The sequence below is a fragment of the Desulfocurvibacter africanus subsp. africanus DSM 2603 genome (assembly GCF_000422545.1).
Lineage (GTDB): Bacteria > Desulfobacterota > Desulfovibrionia > Desulfovibrionales > Desulfovibrionaceae > Desulfocurvibacter > Desulfocurvibacter africanus.
This window is the reverse complement of sequence record NZ_AULZ01000033.1, coordinates 1-19462: the sequence shown is the minus strand read 5'-3', so window position 1 is coordinate 19462 and position 19462 is coordinate 1. Positions and strand designations below refer to the sequence as shown.

General features: G+C 61.7%; 14 protein-coding genes. 12 read left to right on the top strand and 2 right to left on the bottom strand.

Features of this window, described 5'->3' with window-relative positions; all coding sequences use genetic code 11:
- Nucleotides 1-348 precede the first annotated feature (348 nt).
- From H585_RS0117125 to H585_RS0117075, 11 genes are all read left to right on the top strand, one after another.
- Nucleotides 349-864, top strand: coding sequence for a hypothetical protein (locus H585_RS0117125; protein ID WP_027368717.1), 516 nt, complete (start codon nt 349-351; stop codon nt 862-864).
- Nucleotides 865-1312: 448 nt separating this feature from the next.
- Nucleotides 1313-1879, top strand: a complete 567-nt coding sequence (gene qrcA, locus H585_RS0117120) for a menaquinone reductase multiheme cytochrome c subunit QrcA (RefSeq protein ID WP_027368716.1) — start codon at nt 1313-1315, stop codon at nt 1877-1879.
- A 23-nt stretch (nt 1880-1902) separates the two neighbouring features.
- A complete protein-coding gene (gene qrcB, locus H585_RS0117115) occupies nt 1903-4041 on the top strand; it encodes a menaquinone reductase molybdopterin-binding-like subunit QrcB (protein WP_244432604.1) in 2139 nt (712 codons plus the stop codon).
- A 23-nt stretch (nt 4042-4064) separates the two neighbouring features.
- Nucleotides 4065-4856, top strand: a complete 792-nt coding sequence (gene qrcC / locus H585_RS0117110; protein ID WP_014261582.1) for a menaquinone reductase iron-sulfur cluster-binding subunit QrcC — start codon at nt 4065-4067, stop codon at nt 4854-4856.
- Nucleotides 4849-6093 carry a menaquinone reductase integral membrane subunit QrcD gene (qrcD, locus tag H585_RS0117105; RefSeq protein WP_014261581.1) on the top strand — a complete coding sequence of 415 codons (1245 nt, stop codon included), beginning with the start codon at nt 4849-4851 and terminating at the stop codon, nt 6091-6093. Before qrcC ends, qrcD begins: the two co-directional genes overlap by 8 nt.
- A gap of 171 nt (nt 6094-6264) precedes the next feature.
- Nucleotides 6265-8787, top strand: a complete 2523-nt coding sequence (locus tag H585_RS0117100) for an ABC transporter ATP-binding protein/permease (RefSeq protein ID WP_027368713.1) — start codon at nt 6265-6267, stop codon at nt 8785-8787.
- Nucleotides 8756-9280, top strand: a complete 525-nt coding sequence (locus tag H585_RS0117095; protein ID WP_014261579.1) for a cyclic nucleotide-binding domain-containing protein — start codon at nt 8756-8758, stop codon at nt 9278-9280. Before H585_RS0117100 ends, H585_RS0117095 begins: the two co-directional genes overlap by 32 nt.
- A complete protein-coding gene (locus H585_RS0117090; RefSeq protein WP_027368712.1) occupies nt 9277-9897 on the top strand; it encodes a hypothetical protein in 621 nt (206 codons plus the stop codon). Before H585_RS0117095 ends, H585_RS0117090 begins: the two co-directional genes overlap by 4 nt.
- Nucleotides 9898-9907: 10 nt before the next feature.
- Entirely contained in the window at nt 9908-10333 is a 426-nt protein-coding gene (locus H585_RS0117085; RefSeq protein ID WP_027368711.1) for an ATP-binding protein, read from the top strand.
- A 42-nt stretch (nt 10334-10375) separates the two neighbouring features.
- Complete coding sequence (locus tag H585_RS0117080) at nt 10376-10711, top strand: STAS domain-containing protein (RefSeq protein WP_027368710.1); 336 nt, start codon at nt 10376-10378, stop codon at nt 10709-10711.
- 152 nt (nt 10712-10863) lie between these two features.
- On the top strand, nt 10864-12411 hold the full coding sequence (locus tag H585_RS0117075; RefSeq protein ID WP_027368709.1) for a MinD/ParA family protein: 1548 nt from the start codon (nt 10864-10866) through the stop codon (nt 12409-12411).
- A 133-nt stretch (nt 12412-12544) separates the two neighbouring features.
- Here H585_RS0117075 and H585_RS0117070 read toward each other — a convergent pair whose 3' ends face one another.
- Together H585_RS0117070 and H585_RS0117065 are read right to left on the bottom strand one after the other, a co-directional pair.
- Nucleotides 12545-16924: a translocation/assembly module TamB domain-containing protein gene (locus H585_RS0117070; RefSeq protein ID WP_027368708.1), complete on the bottom strand. Its 4380-nt coding sequence runs from the start codon at nt 16922-16924 to the stop codon at nt 12545-12547.
- A 9-nt stretch (nt 16925-16933) separates the two neighbouring features.
- Nucleotides 16934-18736, bottom strand: coding sequence for an autotransporter assembly complex protein TamA (locus tag H585_RS0117065; protein WP_244432602.1), 1803 nt, complete (start codon nt 18734-18736; stop codon nt 16934-16936).
- A 256-nt stretch (nt 18737-18992) separates the two neighbouring features.
- Between H585_RS0117065 and H585_RS0117060 the strand changes: the two genes are divergently transcribed.
- Entirely contained in the window at nt 18993-19190 is a 198-nt protein-coding gene (locus H585_RS0117060; RefSeq protein WP_005984276.1) for a ferredoxin, read from the top strand.
- Nucleotides 19191-19462: the final 272 nt, after the last annotated feature.

The window sequence follows — 19462 nt, the reverse complement described above, 5'->3', positions numbered from 1 at the left end:
CTTCTAGAGGATATTCAGTTGCCTAAAAAAGCTGATATACGGTTGCAAGTATAACAAGCTCGGTGGTGACCCATGATTTAGTGCACATTATGCCCGCATTTTATATCTGCACAGGTATACCACTCCCTAAGAAATGGATGCCATCTATCCCGCCCACGCTGCATGCCGCGCCGGTTGGGCAGCAGCGCACAGGTTTTGCTTGCGGCCCGCTTGCGTATGGGGAGGAGGGCAAGCAAGCGCCCTTGGCGCATTCCCGGCCATGCCGCGTTTCCCGCCCCACCGGCCCGCTCCTCCCTTGTCAGCAATAGCCGAACAATAGTAAAGCTGATGAGAACAAAAGGAGAGAGCATGAGCGATATTCCTTCCACTCCCGCGGCCAAGGTCCTGCAGGAGCGCATGGAGCAGTCCCGGCAGGTGGCCCTGCACGAGGTGCGCGAGTTGCGCAAGGCCCTGGCGGACTTGGAGCAGTTCCTGACGGGCAAGCGCAAGCGGCCGGGTCCTGATCTGTTCGATGTGGTGCACAGTGCCTTTGAAATCTTCCGTAACAGTTCGGCCCTGGCCGATTACGGCAAGTTGCTGGAGGACCTTGGCAGTGAGGTCGATCGCTCCCAGGCCCTGGCCCTTTTGGAGGCCAAGGGTGCGCGGCTGCTGACCAAGCCGGCTGGCTGGCATTGGATCAACCCTAAGGGAGAAATGCATTTCCTGGCCAAGAAGGACGAGCCGGAGAAGGCGTTGGATGCCCTGGGCAAACTGCAGGCGGGCGGCGGCAGGCAGCGCAAGGCCAAGGGGGCGAGTGCCGGCGCTTCCCAGCCAGCCGAAACGGTACAGGCTACTAAAGCGGCTTCCGGGAGCGAGCAGGGCTGATCCACGAGAGCCTGCCGAGTTCTTCTCCAGTCGCCAGCCGCCGTAACAATCCTTGGGTGAGCGGCCAAGATGCACCGAAGATATCTTTGGCAACCGTAGTGCAAAGCAACTGCCATGCTGCACAGCGGCCTTGATTGCCCGACCTGTTGTGAAACTCTGTTGAATTCGCTATGGAGTTACGTCCAAAGACGTTCAGCCAGTTCATGGTAGAGCTGTATCCGTATGCGCCAAGGCCAGCGGTTGGCAGCCGGCCTGAAGGCCTGGGTGTGCCGTTTGGATACTTGCCAAGTGTCTGTTTAGGTTGGATTTTTGTGTTGCAGTCTAGGATTGTTTCTGCTCGTGAAATTATTCCTTAAGGCTTGACACGACAAATGCAACATGTCTAAAAAAGGCGAGTTTTTCCAGAGCAACGGTCTATTTAATCACGAACTTTTCACGGGGCGAGGTTATGGTGCAGCAGAACGCATCCAAAGAGAGCGGAGGATTCATCTTATTCTTCCTCATCGGCTTAGTGGGCGCCTTGGCCGTGGGTTGGCTTCTGTTCCCGGCCCTTCTTTACAGTGAGAAGCAGCAGCCCATAGCCTTCAACCACAAGGCTCACGTGGAGAATGCAGGCATGGCTTGCGAGGATTGCCACTCCTATCGTGAGAACGGCTCCTTCGCCGGCTTGCCCACCACGGAACAATGTGCCGAATGTCACATGGACGTTACGGGCGGCGAGACTCCCGGCGAGAAGGAGATCGACAGGTTCGTCACCGAGTACGTGCAGGCTGGCAAGCAGGTTGACTGGCTGGTCTACCAGTATCAGCCCGACAATGTATATTTCTCGCACATCGCGCATGACGGTTTCGCCTGTGCCGAGTGTCACCCGGATGTAGGCAACTCCGAGGTTCCGCCCTCCTTGTATAGGAACCGCATCACCGGCTACAGCAAGAACACCATGAAGATGTGGCAGTGCGAGCGTTGCCATGCGCAGCTTGAAACGAGCAACGGCTGCCAAGTCTGCCATAAGTAAGTGAAGGGGTGCGCACAATGGGAATGGGTCGTAGAGCATTTATTGGTTTGGTGGTCGGCGGCACGGCGGGCACGCTGCTCACGCCGATACCCTGGAAGCTGACCGACGATGCTTCCATCTGGTCGCAGAACTGGCCATGGATTCCGCGTGTGCCCAATGGCGACTTCGAGCTCAAGCCCTCGCTGAGCAAGCTCGACAACTCGGGCGTCGGCGTCAATGTGGTCACTGTCAAAGGGCGCCCTTGCGCGGTGTACGGAAATCCCGAACATCCCCTGAGCCGCGGCGGCATCTCTTCCCTCGCCGTTAACGAGGCCGAACTTCTTTATAGCCCCTCGCGCGTCCAGAGCCCTCTCAAGCGCGAAGGCGACAGCTTGATCCCGATTTCCTGGGATGACGCCAAGGCCCTGCTGGCCGAGAAGCTCAAGGCCGCGGGTTCCGATGTGGCCTGCGTGAGCGGCGACGACACCGGGTCCGGCACGGACGTGTTCTCCGCCTTCGTGGCTGCCGCCGGTTCCAAGCTCTGTTTCTATATGCCCGCCGAACAGGTGGACGCCGGCCGCGCCTGGCAGCGCCTGGGCGGTCAGGGCATGGTTGGCTACGATATCGAGAACGCCGACATGGTTCTGGCCATCGGCGCGGACATCTTCGAGTCCTGGGGCACGCATGTGCGTAACGCCCAGGCCTTCAACAAAGCCAATCCCATGGGCGGCGAGCAGGCCATGCGCGTGGTCTACGCCAGCCCGATCAAGAACCGGGGCGCGGCCGTGGCCGACGCTTGGGTGCCCGTGCTGCCCGGCAGCGAGGCCGCCCTGGCCCTGGGCATCGCCTACCATCTCATTCAGGGCGGCGCCACGAGCGGCGGCCCCGGCTTCGAGGCCTTCCGCTCCGCGGTCAGGTCCGGCTACAGCCCGGAGAAGGTCCAGCAGGCCACGGGTCTGACGCCCGAGCAGGTGGCCGACCTGGCCAAGCGCCTTGCTTCGGCCAAGCGCCCGCTGGTCATCGCCGGCAGCTCCTTCGGTCAGGGCGGTGGACAGAACGCCGTCGCCGCTGGCTTGGCTCTCAACCTGCTGCTGGGTCGCTTGAACAAGGCCGGCGGCATCTATGCGCTGCCCGAAGCTCCTGCCGTGGTTCAGGGCTCCATGCCCCGCCGGCAGATCCTGGCCAACGACTTCGTTGACTACATGCTCAAGGTCGGCGCCGAGCAGACCAAGGCCCCGGCCGTACTCCTGGCTTACGAGGCCAACCCGGCCTACGCTCTGCCCCAGACCGAGCTCATGGCTCAGGCTCTGGATAAGGTGGGCTTCCTGGTCAGCTTCTCTTCCTTCATGGACGAGACCGCGGCCATGGCTGACCTCGTGCTGCCCACGCCTCTGGTCATGGAACGTACGGAGGACATGTACACTCCCTACGGCTCCGGTTGGGTGAACTACACCGTGGCAACTCCGGTGATCGCGCCGGTCTTCGACGCCGTGCCGGCCGCCGACGTGCTGCTTCAGGTCGCATCCGGGCTTGGGCATAACCTGGGCTTCGAGAGCTTCGAGGATGTGGTCAAGGCCAAGGCTGAAGCTTTGAATGCCATGGGCGGTTTTGCCGCGGGCGCCAAGGCCGAACCGTGGAAGGTCCGCGTCGGCGGCGGCGCTCCTTCGTCCTCCGGAGTGTCGGATGCTGTGCAGGCCGGCAAGGCCTGGGTGTCCATGGCCACGGTCAATGCGTCCGGCCTCAGCTTGGCCAAGGCTGCGGCCGGCCAGGCTGCAGCTCCTGCCGGCGGCGAGTTCCCGCTCGTGCTTGCGCCACTGTTCGAGCTCAATGTGGGCTCGTCCAAGGTAGCCATTCCGCCTCACAACGTATCGACCATCCGGGACACCGAAGCGGCGAATGGGCACTTCTTCGTGCGCATGAACAGCGCCACGGCTTCCAAATACGGAACCGGCCAGGGCAAGCAGGTGACCATCGCGTCCAAGACCGGCTCCATCAAGGCCCGCGTGAGTATCGACGAGGGTGTCATGGACGGCGTAGTAGCCGCTCCGCTCGGCTTCGGCCACACCGCCTGGGACAAGTTCGCCCAGAACAAGGGCGACAACGTGAGCAAGGTGCTTACCGTCGCATCCGAGCCTGGCGTCGCCGCTCCCTTCTGGGCGGGGTCCATGGTCAAGATCGCCTAACCATAGCGGAAGGATAGAGAGCAATGTCCGTACAGCGTGAATTCCATACCAAATGGGGCATGGTGATCGACCTGGACAAGTGCACGGGCTGCGGCGCGTGCATGGTTGCCTGCCAGGTGGAGAACAACATCGCTCCGACCCCGGATGCGTCGGATATGACGCGCGTCCTGACTTGGATGCTCGTCTACAAGCTGGAGAACAAACAGAAGTTCCCCAATTACGATGTGGCCTACCTGCCCCGGCCATGCATGCAGTGCGAGAATCCCTCCTGCGTGCCCGTGTGCCCGGTCGTGGCCACGACCAAGGACGAGGAGGGCGGCATCGTCAGCCAGATCTACCCGCGCTGCATCGGCTGCCGGTACTGCATGGCTGCATGTCCCTACCATGTCCGCTACTTCAACTGGTTTGACCCCCAGTGGCCGGCCGGCATGGAGAAGACCCTGACTCCGTTCAGCTCCACGCGTCCCAGAGGCGTGGTCGAGAAGTGCCACTTCTGCCACCACCGCTTCATGGCGGCCAAGGAGAAGGCACGCGCCACGGGTGGCGAGCCCATGAAGCTGGCCGAGGACGCTTACATCCCGGCTTGCGTGGAAGCTTGTCCTACCGGTGCGCTCATATTCGGCAACCTGAAGGATCCCACGCATCAGGTGGCCAAGCTGTCCCACAGCAAGAACGCCAAGCGTCTCCTGGAGCGCCTTGGCGGCAAGCCCCAGGTCTACTACATGAGCAAGCGCCAGTGGGTCCTTGACATGCTGGACAACGACCTCGGCGATGGCTCTCACGGCGGTGTCACCGGAGGAGGCAACCATGGCTAAAGCGATCGATCAGGCCTTGTGGCCCGAAGGTGTCGAGCGTTGCAGCTTGACCAAGTTTCTTTTGTGGCTGGTGGTTCCCGCCCTGCTTATGCTTTGGGGCCTTGTCGCCGCCGGCGTTGTGTTCTGGTACGGCCTGGGCATGACCGGCCTCAATAACTACTTTGCCTTCGGCCTGTATATCACCTTCGACTTGGCGGTCATCGCCCTGGGCGCGGGTGCGTTCTTCACGGGTCTTCTGCGCTACATCCTCAAGATCGAGGCCCTGGTGCCCATCGTCAACCTGACGGTCATCGTGGGCTTCTTCTGCTATTCGGGCGCCATGCTCATCCTGACCATGGAGCTCGGCCAGCCGCTGCGCTCGTGGTTCGGCTTCTGGCATCCCAACGTGCACTCCATGCTCACGGAAGTCATCTTCTGCATCAGCGTGTACCTCTCGGTGCTCATCATCGAGTACATCCCGCTGGTGTTCGAGCAGAAGCAGCTCAACAAGGTTCCTTTCCTGCACCACCTGGCGCACAACATGCACGTGGTCATGCCTTTGTTCGCGGGCATCGGTGCTTTCCTGTCCACCTTCCACCAGGGCTCCCTGGGCGGCATGTACGGCGTCATGTTCGCGCGCCCGTTCGCCTACCGGGAAGGCTTCTTCATCTGGCCCTGGACCTTCTTCCTCTTCGTGCTTTCGGCCGTAGCCTCGGGCCCGTGCTTTACGGTGCTCATCTGCACGGCCATCGAGAAGATCTCGGGCAAGAGGATGGTGGAGTACCGGGTCAAGTCGCTCATGGGCAAGATCGCCGGCACAATGCTGTGCATCTACCTGTTCTTTAAGTTCCTGGACACCTGGGCCTGGATCGACAGCATCCTCCCGGCCGCGGGCAACTCCTTCGATCAGATGTTCAATGGCCTGGTGTACGGCAAGTGGCTCATGTTCACCGAGCTGATTGTCTGCGGCGTGATCCCGGCCATCATGCTGGTCATCCCGTCCGTACGTAAGCGCGAGAGCATGCTCATCATCGCCAGCCTGCTCAACTGCGTGGGCGTGTCCCTGAACCGCTACATCATCACCGTGCAGGCCTTGGCCGTGCCGGTCATGCCTTTCGATTCCTGGCAGGTCTATGTGCCGGCCTGGACCGAGTGGGCGCCGTCCTTCATGGTCCTTGCCTACGGCGTTATCGTCATCAGCCTGTCCTACCGCTACCTGCCGGTTTTCCCGCAGGAGCGGAAGCTCAACTACAAATAGTCTGAGCCGAGCCCTTCCTGTCTAAAAGACGCCCCGACCGGATATCCGGCCGGGGCGTTTCTTATTTGTTTGAGTGATCCTGATTAATCACCACGCATATATGGACGCAACGTTATCGCCGCTGTAAGAGCAGAGTAGGGGGAATTCCAAGCCTAAACTGGCGGTCAACGCGTGAAGGAAACAGCGGTCCCGGTAACCAAGCGGAGCCTCTTCCACTGGGTTTGGCGAAGCAGCATGCTCCTGCAGGGCATTCTGCTCGCGGTTATCGTGGTCACGGTCGTGACCCGCGTGTTGCCTCTGGAGATGCAAAAACGCATCATCAACCAAGCCATCAACCTCCGCCGCATGGACCTGCTGCTGCTCTACTGCGGGTACTATTTGGCAGCGGTGCTCCTGGCCAGCGGGCTAAAATTCGTAATTAACTGGCTGCAAACCCGCCTGGGCGAGCAGGCCTTGGCCGACCTGCGCCAGGCACTGTATCGTCATATCATCTCCTTGCCCGTGGGCTACTTCAGGCGCACGCCCGCGGGCATGGTCGTCTCCTCGCTGGTGACCGAAATTTCCAACGTGGGCGATTTCGTGGGCATGGCCGTAGCCGTGCCGCTGACGAATATCCTGACCCTGGTGGCGTTCGCGGCATACATGTTTTGGCTTAATCCGCTGCTGGCAGCGATTTCCATGGCCATCTACCCCCTTGTTCTTCTTGTCATCCCACGGCTCCAGCGTCGTACCAATGAAGCCAACAAGCAGCGCGTGGACAGCACGCGGGAATACGCAAGCAAGGTGGGCGAGGCTGTCAGCGGCATCCATGAGATTCACGGCAATGGCTCCTTCCGCATCGAAGCCGCCCGCAACGACAGCATAGTCGAACAGATGCGCAAAATCCGCGTATCCTGGAATCTCTACAAGTTCGGCATAAAAGCCGTAAACAATCTGTTTACGAACCTGGGACCATTCTTCATCTTCATCGTGGGCGGTTGGCTGGCCATCACCGGTCGTTTTGATTTGGGCGCACTGGTGGCCTTCCTTTCAGCCCAGGAGAAACTGTACGATCCCTGGAAGGAGTTGCTGGAATTTTACCAGGTCTATCAAGATGCCTCGGTACGTTATGAGCGGACCATGGAGTACTTCGATGCGTCGCCCGAGCACGCGCTGGAGCCTGTGGGCCGGTCGCCGCTGGTGCTCGCGCCGGGCCTGCAAGTCAAGAATCTCACTTTTGCCGTGGACGGAGGAATCCGTCTGATCTCGGATGTCAGCCTGGACCTCACGCCCGGCGAGCAGATGGCCTTGGTGGGCTTTTCCGGCAGCGGCAAGTCGACCCTGGCAATGTGCATCGGCCAGCTTTATCGATACACAAGCGGCCACGTATTCCTGGATGGTCACGAGGTGACGGAGCTGACCAAGCAGGACATGGCCGTCAATATGGGCTTCGTGTCCCAGTCGCCGTTCATCTTCGATGGCAAGCTCAAGAACAATCTGCTGTACGCCTGCCAGGCCTTGCGAAGCGGAGAGGGCGGCGATGACCTCTGTGCGGAACCCAGCCTGGACGAGCTCATCGAGATTCTGCAGCAGACGGGCATGTTCGTGGATGTGCTGCGCTTCGGCCTGAATACGCTGCTGCGCGAGGAAGATGGCGCGCAGCTTGCCGAGAGGATCATCCGTGTACGCGGAAAGTTTCAGGCCGACCATGGCGCTGAATTGGCGGAATATGTGGAGTTCTTCGATGAGCGCGTCTATCTGCGCTATTCGACGGTTGCGGCAAACCTCGTCTTCGGCAGCTCGCGGGAGCCTGCCTTTGCCTTGGATCAGCTGCACGAAAATGGAGACTTCCGGGCCTTCCTGGACGAGGCGCATCTGACGCGGCCGCTCATGAGCCTGGGTGCGGAGCTGGCTGAGCAGACCGTGGACATCCTGGGCAGCCTGCCGCCGGACGGCGTGTTCTTCGAGCACAGCCCGGTGACGGCCGAAGAATACCCGGCCTACCGCGAGCTGGCGGCCAGGCTACAGCGTACGCGGCTGCACCGCCTGGGACCAGCGGAGGAAGCCATGCTGCTCAAACTCGGCCTGAGCTTCATTCCCGGCAGGCATAAGATGGTCGCCTTGTCCGATATACTAGAGAAGCTGATCCTGGAAGGGCGGGCCATGTTTCATGATCGCGCCGAGCGCGACATGCCGGGAGCCGTGACCTTCTTCGTCCTGGACAAATACATCTGGAATCAGACCATTCTGGACAATATCCTGTTCGGCAAGTCCAAAACCGAATCGCAGCGTGCCCAGGAACTCATCAACCAGAGCATCATGCAATTGCTCATCGAGGAAGACCTGCTGGAGACCATCGTGGAGATCGGCATGCACTACGAGGTTGGCACCAAGGGCGACAAGCTCTCGGGCGGCCAGCGCCAGAAACTGGCCATCGCCAGGGTGCTGCTCAAGCACCCCAGGCTGCTTATCATGGACGAGGCGACCTCAGCATTGGACAATCGTTCCCAGGCGCGCATCCAGAACCTCATCCATCAGCGCTTGCGGGGCAAGTCCACGGTCATCTCCGTGGTCCATCGCCTGGACACGCTGGCCGGGTATGACAAGATAGCCGTAATGAAGGCGGGCAAGATCGTCGAGGTTGGAACCTACGACGAGCTCATGACCCGCAAGGGAGCACTGCATGAACTCGTCCGAGGAAGACAGGCTGCCTAAGACCAGCGAGTACGCCGAGAACCTGGCGCTCCTGCGTGAGATATCCTTCTTCGCCGGCCTGCCGCTGGAGCCGCTGAAGGTCCTGGCCTACCTGTGCGAGCGGGAGCGCTTTGGAGTTGGCGAGTACCTCTTTCGTCAGAACGATCCCGAGGGCAAAGCCTTCCATATCCTGTCGGGGCGGGCAGAGTTGCAGCGCGAAGACATGGGTCATGTAAGGGCCTTGTCGGATTACATGCAGGGCGCTTTCATCGGCGGATTGTCCCTGCTGGCCGACACGAACCGGCTGTTCTCCTTGCGCTCCGTGGATGAGACCGTATGCTTGACCCTGACTCGCGAGCGTTTCACCAAGACTCTGGGGCAGTTTCCGGACATCGTGCCAAAGTTGCTCGTGGCGGTGGTCAAGAGCGTAAGCAGTTGGGAGAGCCAGTTCTTCCTGGATCACGCTGAAATCTGCGAGCTGTGCCGCAGCCGCATGGGGGTGAGCCTGATATGAGGACCAGTCTGTTCCCGTGGCTTCCGGTAGTGCTCCTGTCCGCATTGTTCCTGTCTGGAGGGCCAGCGGCTCTTGCGGCAACAAACGCGCCGAAGACGCTGGCCGCATATACCCTGGGTCAGGACATCTCCGCCGCTGCCGAATACCTGGACATGGATTCGGCTCAGACCATCTGGAACCAGGAGTGGTTCAAGCAGGTGGAGGTGAAGAACCTGCCCGGGTTCCGCAATGGCTATCTGATCTATGGCAACTGCAATATGCCCGGTATGATTTTGCGTATAAAGCTCAAGTATGACGATACGAGCCTTGCCTTTTTCGAGCGCCTCCAGAAAATCCTGCAAGACCGCTACGGGCGGGGGGAATGGCGCGGCGATCCGTTCGGCACCCTGCATAGCTGGAAGTGGGGCTTCACGGACGAGAAGGGTGATTCCATAAGTGTCATCCTGCAGCACTATTCGGGTACTGACACGAGCTATACGGAGGGCAATTCCATCCGGCTGGCCAACCGCGACGCTTTGTCCCGTGAAAAGGCTTGCGGCGAGGCCAAGGAGAAGGGCGAAGGTCAACGGCAAGACAAAGGCAAGGTCCCATCATTTGATTGGTATCTGCCCAAGTAGGCAAGCAATCATGGCCGAGAGGCACATCATCCTGTCGGGAGATCTGACGCAACTGGAGAAGCTCAGCCGCTTCGTGGATAGCTTCGGCCGTGAGCATGATCTGCCAACGCCGCTTATCTTCGAACTCAACCTGGCTTTGGATGAGTTGGTCACGAACATCATCACCCACGGAAGCCGGAGCGGAGACTTGAGTTGTATCAGCGTCTCCCTGTGCAGGACAGGGGAGGATCTGTTGGCCGTGGTGGAAGACGACGGCCAAGCCTTCGACCCGTGTCAGGCGGAAGCGCCGGACCTGCTGTGTTCCCTCGATGAACGCTGCATCGGCGGGCTGGGCATCCACCTCGTGCGCAACTTGACGGACGCCATGTGCTACGAGCGCATCGGAGATCGTAACCGCATTACTTTGGTCAAGAAAGCAAAACCAAGCTGCGGCTGAGCCGTCGATCCGGTTCGGCCAAGGACAGGAAGGGAGAAAGCGATGGACATGGAAGACCGCAAGGAGAATGGCAGGCTGGTCATTCGCGTGTCCGGCAGGCTTGACTCCGCCACGGCCCCGCGTTTCGAGGAGCGACTCATGGCCGCGATAAGCGGTGGCGAAAAGCGTATCGCCGTGAATTTTGAAAGCCTGGAATACATCTCCAGCGCAGGGCTGCGGGTGCTGCTCAAGGCCGCCAGGGAACTCAAGACCGCGGGCGGAGGGCTGGCCCTGTGCTGCATGCGCGATTACATCCGTGAGGTTTTTGATCTTTCCGGCTTCGTGGCCATTATCCCGGTTGTAGCGACCGAAGGGGAGGCCTTGAATAAAATCGGGTAGGTATCCCGGATTGTAAGCCATCTGGAAAGGAAGGTGCATGGCGCTGGTCCGGCGTTGCGCACATTATCCATTCAGGATAGATTCTCACTCCTTGCACATGCCGGTTGGTTGCATCGGCAAATCCGGCGATCTTCAACCATCTGGGATACGCTATGACTGGAACCGATGCGCGGCCCGAAGCGACGCGCCGCGGCGCGGCCAGGATCGTTTCCGTGGCCAGCGGCAAAGGCGGCGTTGGCAAGACCAGCGTGGCCGTGAACCTGGCCTGGGCCTTGGCCCGTGCAGGCCGCAAGGTCTGTCTGCTGGATGCCGACCTGGGCCTTTCCAACGTCGATATCTACCTGGGCATCCGGCCGGAAAAGACACTGGAGGACGTGCTCTTCGCGGGTCTGCCCATGGAGCAGGCCTTGGTCCCTGCCGGGCGGAACGTGGATGTCATCTCCGGCAGCTCGGGCGTCACGCGCATGGCCGAGTTGGACCGCGAACGCCGCTCCTTACTGACCCGTGAGTTTTCCAAGCTCAACAGCTACGATTACCTGATCATCGATAATTCGCCGGGCATAGCGGCTCAGGTCATGTCCATCTGCCTGTCCTCGGATGACATCGTCATGGTGGTCAATCCCGAGGCTGCTTCGGTTACCGACGCCTACGCCTTCATCAAGGTGCTCAAGGAAAATGGCCTGTGGCGGCAGCCTTTGGTTCTGCTCAACCGCTGCCGCGACCGACATCATGCGCGTACGGTGTTCGAGCGCTTCAACGAAACCACGCGCCGCTATCTGTCCGTTACCTGTCGACCGTTGGGCGCTGTGCCCTTGGACGGCAATCTTCCGCGTTCGGCGGCCCTGCGGCAGCCGGTGCTGGAGACGAGCCCGAACTCGCCCGCGTCTTTGGCCTTCCTGAACGCGGCCAGGATTCTGGATGCGGATTTCGAGGAAGGCGGCGCGATCCGCAGCGGCGTGCGCGACTTCTGGGATCAGTCCGTCATCCATCTGCAGCAGAAGCCGCGCGTGAGCGAAGCGGCCATCGCCGAGTCCCCGCCCTCCCTGGGCGCCGTCGGCGTGGACCGCACGCGGCTGACCCACGACCTGCGGCTGTTGGAAGCCATGCTGGCCAGGGTGCGCGGATCGGCCCAGGCCGAACCGCTTGTCGAGGATCTGGAGAAGGTCAGTCGAGCCCTGCGCATTATCGCCAACCGTTATGCAACGCCGCCGACCTTGGCTGTCGAGTCCCTGGAGGGCTTGGAAACCGGCATGGAACCCGCGCCGGCCGCGCGATCGTCGCATGCCGCCGCTGACAAGCCCGCACCCGTGGAGCCGTCGATCCAGCCGTCGACCCATGAGGACGACGTGCAGGTCGAATCCGTGAAGGGTTTGCTGGTTATCTGTCCGGACCCGTACATGCGGGATGTGCTCATGGAATTGGCCAAGGATGCCGGCTTCCGCGCCGTGGGCGGCTATGCCACGCGGCAGGAGGCGGGGCGCAGCGCCGAGGCGGCGGACCTCCTGCTGGTCTCGGATGGTGACAACGAACCCTTGGATCTGGGTGACATCCTGGAGCACTCCAGCGGCAGGCCCGTTGTCTTGCTGGACGGATTCGAAGGCAGCCCGCAGGTCGAGACTTTTCGCGAGCGCCTGGCTGCCGTGGTGTACCGGCCCTTCCGCATCGGCGCGCTGTTGGACGTGTTGCGTCGCTTCGCCTGAGAAAATTTTGAGCATTTTGCTTTTGAAAATGCTCTGCAAGCCGTGCGTCGGCATGGCTTGCCGCGAGCTCCGGCGTAGGCGCAATTCACTTGCGCCGTCAACGCCGGAGCGGGCGTCTTAAAAGCAATCTGCTCTAGTAGTCCTTTTTCCAGAACAGGCCCACGCCCATGCCCGAGGTGGTTCCGGCCTCGCTCTCCAGGTTGATGGAAGGGGTGAGCTCTATGACGACGCCTACCTTGTCCTCCTCGCTGGTGATGCCCTTGTCGAGGCGCAGGTATACGTCATCCGTAATGTACTTGCCCGCTTCCAACGTATAGCCGCCGCCAGTCGAGGCGTCGGCTTCGCCCACCGTCAATTCGTCCAATCCCAGGAAACGCCGGAATCCGCCCTGGATGTCCGGGCCTCCGCCCCCGCCCCTGATCTGTTGCACGGCCTGGGCCAGTTGAATGGCTTGCAGGGGCGTAAGGCTGCCCACTGATTTACCGAAGAGCAATCTGGAGAGCACTTCGTCCTCGGGCAACGGCGGGTCGGAAGAGAAAGCGAGCTGGAGGTTATCGGCCGAGCCGGTCACACGCACCCTGGCTTCGATGTCGTTGGCCGTGGAAGTGGCCAGCACGTTGAATTGCGGATCGGGCGGGGCGACGCCCGTGAATGTGATTACGCCCTCGCGCAGGGTCAGGGTCGCACTCAGGATAGTGAAGCGGCCGCGTACCAGGTCCAGCGATCCGAGCAGCTTTGGACTCTTCGTGGTCCCGCCTACCTGCAGGTTGCCGCTGAACTCGGCGTCCAGTCCGCGGCCGCGCACGTAGAATTGGTTCGGGATGGCGATGGCCATGTTCAGATTCATGACCATGGCGCTATCGCCGGCGCCGGTGCTCGTTTGTGCTTCAATCCGTTCCTGTAGCGCCTCGGGTACATTGATACGTTTGACCTCTATGTCCACGATGTCGGTCGACTGGCTCTCGGGTACGCTCACACTTGTGCGTTCCAAGGTCAAACGGCCGCCGAGGGTCGTCTCGTCCAGGTTGCCGCGCAACGAAACCTCACCGCTGGCCGTGCTGGTCACCTCGCGCATGCGCACCATGGTCGCGTGACGCAGATCCGCCTTCAACTCGTAGCTGACTTGTCCTGAAAGATCGGCCGAGCCGTTGGCTTTGATGCGCCCTCCATCGCCGTCCGTGGCTGTGAGCTGCTCAAGCGTTATGGTTTGGCCGGAAGCCCTGGCTACAAGTCGCACCTTATCCAGCACCGTGCCGCTGGTCAGGTTCTGGTAGCGTCCGTCCGGCATGCGCAGCGTGCCGTCGAGCCTCGGCTCGCCCAGCGTTCCGGACAGATTCATATCAGCCGTGGCCGTGCCTGCCAGGAGCTGGTCGTCCCATTGGAGCAGGGGTGGCAGCAGGGTCAGATCCAGCTTGGCGTCCATGGCGCCCGTGAGCGCGCCATCCTGAGGCGCATCGAAAGCAAACGGTTGCAGGGATAACCGGACCGGCAAGGCGGCGCGTATGTTTCCGGACATGCCATTGCCGCCCAGCAGCCGCGCCTGGGCCTGTACTCGGCCTTGGGCATAGGAGGTCTGAGCGTTCAGCCCGACCGCAGGGGCCTGCTCCATTCCCGGAAAGCGCACCTCGCGCACGCGCAGGTCCAGATTCAGGCGCGGGTCCTGGGGCGTCCCTTCCAGGTTCAGCTCGGCTCTGAGGTTGCCGGACACTGGTTTGGGCACAACAAAGGGCAACAGCTTCGCCGGAAAAGATTCGATGCGTAATCTGCCGCTTACCTCATTCGCGCCGAAAGCGCCTTGAGCTGAAATGGTTCCCTCGGCAACGCCCAGGCTGAGGTCGCTCAGCGCATAGCTCTGCTCCTGGCCCTGGCCCTGGCTGGAAAGACGCGCCGGAGCGCGCAAGATAATGGGCGTGTCAGCCACGTTGGCCCGCAGCGACTGGAGGATGGCGCTCCAGCCGTCGGGAGCATGCTCGAACAAGCCTTGCAGCCTGGCCGTGAAGGGATGAACGAATTCGCCCTGCGTGCGGGCCGAGAAAGTGAGTCGCTTCAGATCGCCTCGCGCGGCAAGGTTGACCGAATCCACAAGCATCTCGCCCTGTTCGATTTTCTGGATGTCGATATCGGCTCGGCCTTGGGGAGTGCCGAACAGATCGCCCAGGCTGGCCTGGAAATGCATTTCCTGAACCTGGATTTCATTCACCGCCAGTCCCGTGAAATCTCCCTGCAGGTTGGCGGCTTGCTTCCCCTGCTTGGCATCGAAGCGTAGCGAGAAAGCCCCCTTGGCATCCAGGCGACCCGGGGGCGTGCTCAGGAGCGCGGAGACGAATTGCAGGGATTCCAATTTGCCTTGCAAGTTTCCGCTAAGCAGTCCGGAGTCAGTGCGCATTGTCAGCTCTGGGCTTGTCACGTTCAGGCCTGGCAGGCTCACGCGCGCGTCCCGCAATCGGGCCAGGCTCTGCTCCGGGTTGTATGAGGCCTGCATCGCGGCATCCAGGCGACCCTGGGGCGTGTCCGCGCCCAAGCTCAAGCGCATTTGCGCCAGCTCGGGCAGTCCGTGGGCGTCGGCGGTCAGGCGCAGGTTGGAGATGGACTGGCCCTGCACTGCGAGCCGCTGCGAAGTTACGTTGAGCCCTGCCTCGAACTGCGAAAAACGGCCCTTGAGGTGGCCATTGGCGGCGAGGCTGCCTTGTGCTTCCAGCCCGGCGGCCTTGGCCGCCGCGGTCAGCTCCGGCACGCGAGCCGAAAGGACCAGGGCGAAGGTTTCGTCCTGCAAGTCCGTGCCGCCATGCGCCTCCAGATCCAGCTCTCGGCCTGTCACGCGTAGCGAGTTCAGGCCAATCTCCCGACCACCGTAGGCCAGCCTGGCGTTCAGGCCCACTTGTGGGCCGCTCAGGCTCTGCAAGGGCTCGGGCAACCCCGCGAGATTGGCTGTTGCGCCCTGGAGCACGGCCGTGAGTACGCCATTTTTCGCCAGGGCCACTTGGGCCGCAAGTCGGGCGCCGCCTTTGAGGGGCATGCCGGACAACTGCGCGAAGCGCGACAGGTTCTCGACCGTGAGCGCGAGATCGGCCGTGCCCTGTGATCCATCCATATCGGCTTGGCCAGAGCCGCGCAGGGACAAGCCTGGGCTCTGCACCGCAAGCCGGGAAAGCCGGATTTGCTTGAAGTCGGGCGTGAACGCCGCTGCCTCCAGGCGCAGTGGACGAAAATCGAATCCGCCGGGCAGGGCCAGAGTGTCCAAGGACAATTCCAGGTTGGCCTCGAGGCCCCCCGGCCCTGACTCCTGCTCCTGGCGGTTGGCCGAGAGCACGAGGTTCGCGCCCTTGAGCCGAACCTCGCCAGCCTGCAGGGATTGCACCTGCGTTTCCAGCCGGACGTCCGGCTTTTCCAGCGGGCCTTGGACGTGTATTTGGATCGGGGCCGTTTGTTCCAGTTGCAGCCCTTGCCGTTGGGCCAAACTGGTCAATCCTGGCGCGAAAGCTTCAACCCTCAGATCCACGTTCCGCTGTTCCGGATTCAGCCGACCTTGCAGCTTGGCACGCAGCCCCTGGGCGCGGAAGCCGCTGCCCGTGAAGTCGACAATGCCGCTCTCGTTGCGGCCTACCAGTCGGAATTCGGCTTCGGTGCCCAGAATATCCGCCGCTTCTGCGGGCAGCAGGCCCTTGGCCAAGTGCAGGTTCCCTTGCAGATCGATGCGGTACGGCTCCTGCGCCGAGAGGGTCAGGGTGCTTTCCAGCCCGAAGAGATCGCCGGCCGAGGCGTCCAGGGCACCGCTCCAGTCCGCCAGGGGGCCGTCACCACGCAGGGCCAGGCGCAGGTCCGGTTTTCCCGGCAGGTCCAACAGCCTGCCCAGGAAGCCGCCCGAGGCCTCGTCAAGCTGTAGCACCAGCGAGAGCGTGCTCGCGGGCTGGTCGAAACGGCCGTCCAGAACAAGCGCGTCCTTGGCCCGCTCCAGATTTCGGGCTTCCAGGGCGGCCGTGGTCACCCCCTGGCTGGTGGCCAGCTTGCCGTGCAGGGAATACGCCGCGGCCTGGCCCGCCAATTCGGGGCCGAGCAGAACGCGGGCAACGTCCAATTCCTCCACGCGGATTTCGGGCAGGTCGGAAAAGGAGAACGGCTCCTTGTCCTCTTCAGGCTCCTCCGGGCTTTCGGGTATACGCTGCAGCGCCAGCTCGCTGGCGGAGATCACCTCGAAGCGCAGGGCTTGCCGCAGGAGGTCGGCGGGCGACAGGCGCACGAGCAGGTTCTCGATGCGCAGCCAGACGCCTTGCCGATCGGCCACCAGCAGTTCGTCGATGGAGATGCGCCAGGGCAGCCCAGGCCCCAGGCCGCGTACGGTCACGCGGGCCGTGTCCGAGTCCGCCGTTAGCTCGGCGACCTTGTCCGCCAACCAGGCGCGGCCGGATTCGGAGCGCAGCCAGACCATGGCCCCGCCGACGGCCAGCGTCAGCAGGAAGGCCAAGCCAAGCAACAGGCCTCCTGTCCATAAGGCAAAGCGTTTCAGCACAGCCATGCGCATGGCTCAGAAGGATTGCCCGATGCTGATGTAGAACTGGAAGTGCGAATCGAATTCCTCTCGCCGGTTGAGGGGGAAGGCCAAATCGGCGCGTATGGGCCCGAAATCAGTATAGTAGCGTACGCCAAGGCCTGTTCCCCAGAAATAGGTCTCCTTGAAATCGGGTACAATATCCGTATAGGCCCGACCGCCATCCAGGAAGGTCACCAGGCCCCAGTCGTCGAGGAATCTCCAGCGCAACTCCGCCGAGGTTTCCAGCAGGGAGCGGCCGCCCACCGGATCGCCGTCAACCAGGGTGCTCAGGGTCTTGTACTCATAGCCGCGCACGGAACCGCCGCCGCCTGCGTAAAACCGGATGGTGGCCGGCACGGTGGACAGCTCCTGGCCCGGTATTTGGCCGAAACGCGCCCGCGTGGCCAGGATGAGCCGCTTCTCGTCCATAAGGGACCAGTAGAACTGGGCATTGGTGGTATACTTGAAGAACCAGTTGCTCTCGCCGAAAACCTCATAATAAGGGGCGCCATCGGCGCTTAAAAGCGAGCCGCCGCCAGGGTCCAGGATATTATCGCGAGTGTCGCGCGCGATGAGCAAGGGCAGATAGAACAGGGCGTAGTTGTCCTGATCGCTGATGGGATCGTCCACATTGAGCAGGGTGAAACCGAGGCCGCCGGCAATGCGCGTGCGCCGGAATATGTATCGCTCGACCACGCCCGAGAGGTCAATGCTCTGGCTGCGATAGGCTTCGGGTTGCTCGTCAGCGGCTCTGGCCGTGAGGATCAGGCTCTGATTCTCCCGGAAAAGGAAGAATGGCTCGCGGTAGGTCGATTCCAGAATCCTGTTGACGAAGTTGGCTTCCAGTCCAACGGACAGGCTCTCACCCTCGCCCAGCAGATTGCGGTGTTCCCAGCCCAATTCCACGCCGGGCCCCAGGTCCGTGGAATAGGTCCCGCCCGCCCGCACGGTCCTTGGCGGGCGTTCGCGCAACTCCAGCCGCAGAGGCAGCTCTTCATTCTCGCCGACCTGCTCGGGATAAGCGAACTGGGCGTAGGAGAACAGGCCCGTGCCCAACAGGTTGTTTCGAGCCTGGGCCAAGGCCTGTGCGTCGAAGGCTTCACCGGGCTTCCAGGGCAGCTTGCTGCGGACGTAATCGGGCGAGAGGTCAAGGCCCTCGGGCATGGCTATGGCCGTTTCCCCGAAGCGGGCGAACGGCCCCGGCTGGACCGTGAAAGTGATATGCATGCTGTTCGAGGCGAAATCGGCCACAGCCTCGTAGGCCGCTTCGGCAAAAGGATACCCTTGGCTGGCCAGGGCCTGCCGGATACGTTTCTGGGCCTCGGGCACCCATTCGCTTCTGAAGCCCTGGCCGATCTCCATGCCGAGCTCCTGGGGCGAGGGTAGCCCCGCCTTGTACTCCGGTTCGGCGTCGACCAAAATGCGCACCTGGGCAAGCGTGAAGCGCGGGCCAGGGATCACGGTATAATTAACGTCGAGCGGCGGCTTGCCCTCGCTGACCTCCACCTGCATCTCCGCCTTGTAGTAGCCGCGAGAGTGCAGGGCTTTGAGCAAGTTAGGGATATCCTCCTCGGCGCGCCGGCGGATAAGGCCGGACGTAACCAGCGCCGGAGGATCATCACCTGCCAGAGCCGAGACCAGGAGCAGGAGTTCTTCCATTTCCTCGTCCGGCGCGCCGGTGATCTTCACTTCGTAGGGGATGCCGCCAGGCTCGTCGGAGCGTGCGAGCCCCAGGTCCTGGGCCAGTTCCTTGGCGCAGCCGGCCAGGGTCAGGGCCAGGATCAAGACCTTGGCCAAGACAATGGTCGGAAACGTCGAATGCGGCTTCTTTTGCAGCGGATTCCTGTTGCAGAGAATCGTTAACCCCTCCATTCGCAATGACCCTCAGGCTATCCTACATGACAGAATAGGAGAAAGCTGGCAATCCAGGCGGGAGAAGAAGGCATTGGCCCGGATATGCAGGCGATCTGGGCCGTGCTTGCCCAGGATGCAAAACGTGCTATGCTGCGTGCGACCGCTCACTTCAGGCGGCAAAACGTGCCAGGAGGTGCATATGGCCCGCGTCGTTTATGTGGATATGGACGAGTGCATCGGTTGTGAATCGTGCGTGGAGATTGCGCCGGACGTGTTCAGCTTTGATGAATCCGCCGGCAAGGCCTCGGTGACCAATCCCGATGGAGCCCCGGAAGACGTCATACAGGAAGCCATCGATACCTGTCCGGCAAGCTGCATACATTGGGAAGGCGAATAGGCTGACTGGCGGATTTCTTGGCGGCCGGGCGATCGCCCGGCCGAAGCCGTCCTTCGCAGCCTCCACGGGCATGTGATGGTTTGAGACGGCATTCTTGCTCCGTGGCCTTGATTGCCCTAACGCATCTTGTTCAATCAGTTACCTTAGAGCATTTTGCTTTTGAAAATGCTCTGCAAGCCATGCGTCGGCATGGCTTGCCGCCGCGCGTAGGCGTAGGCGCAATTCACTTGCGCCGTCAACGCCGGAGCGGGCGTCTTAAAAGCAATCTGCTC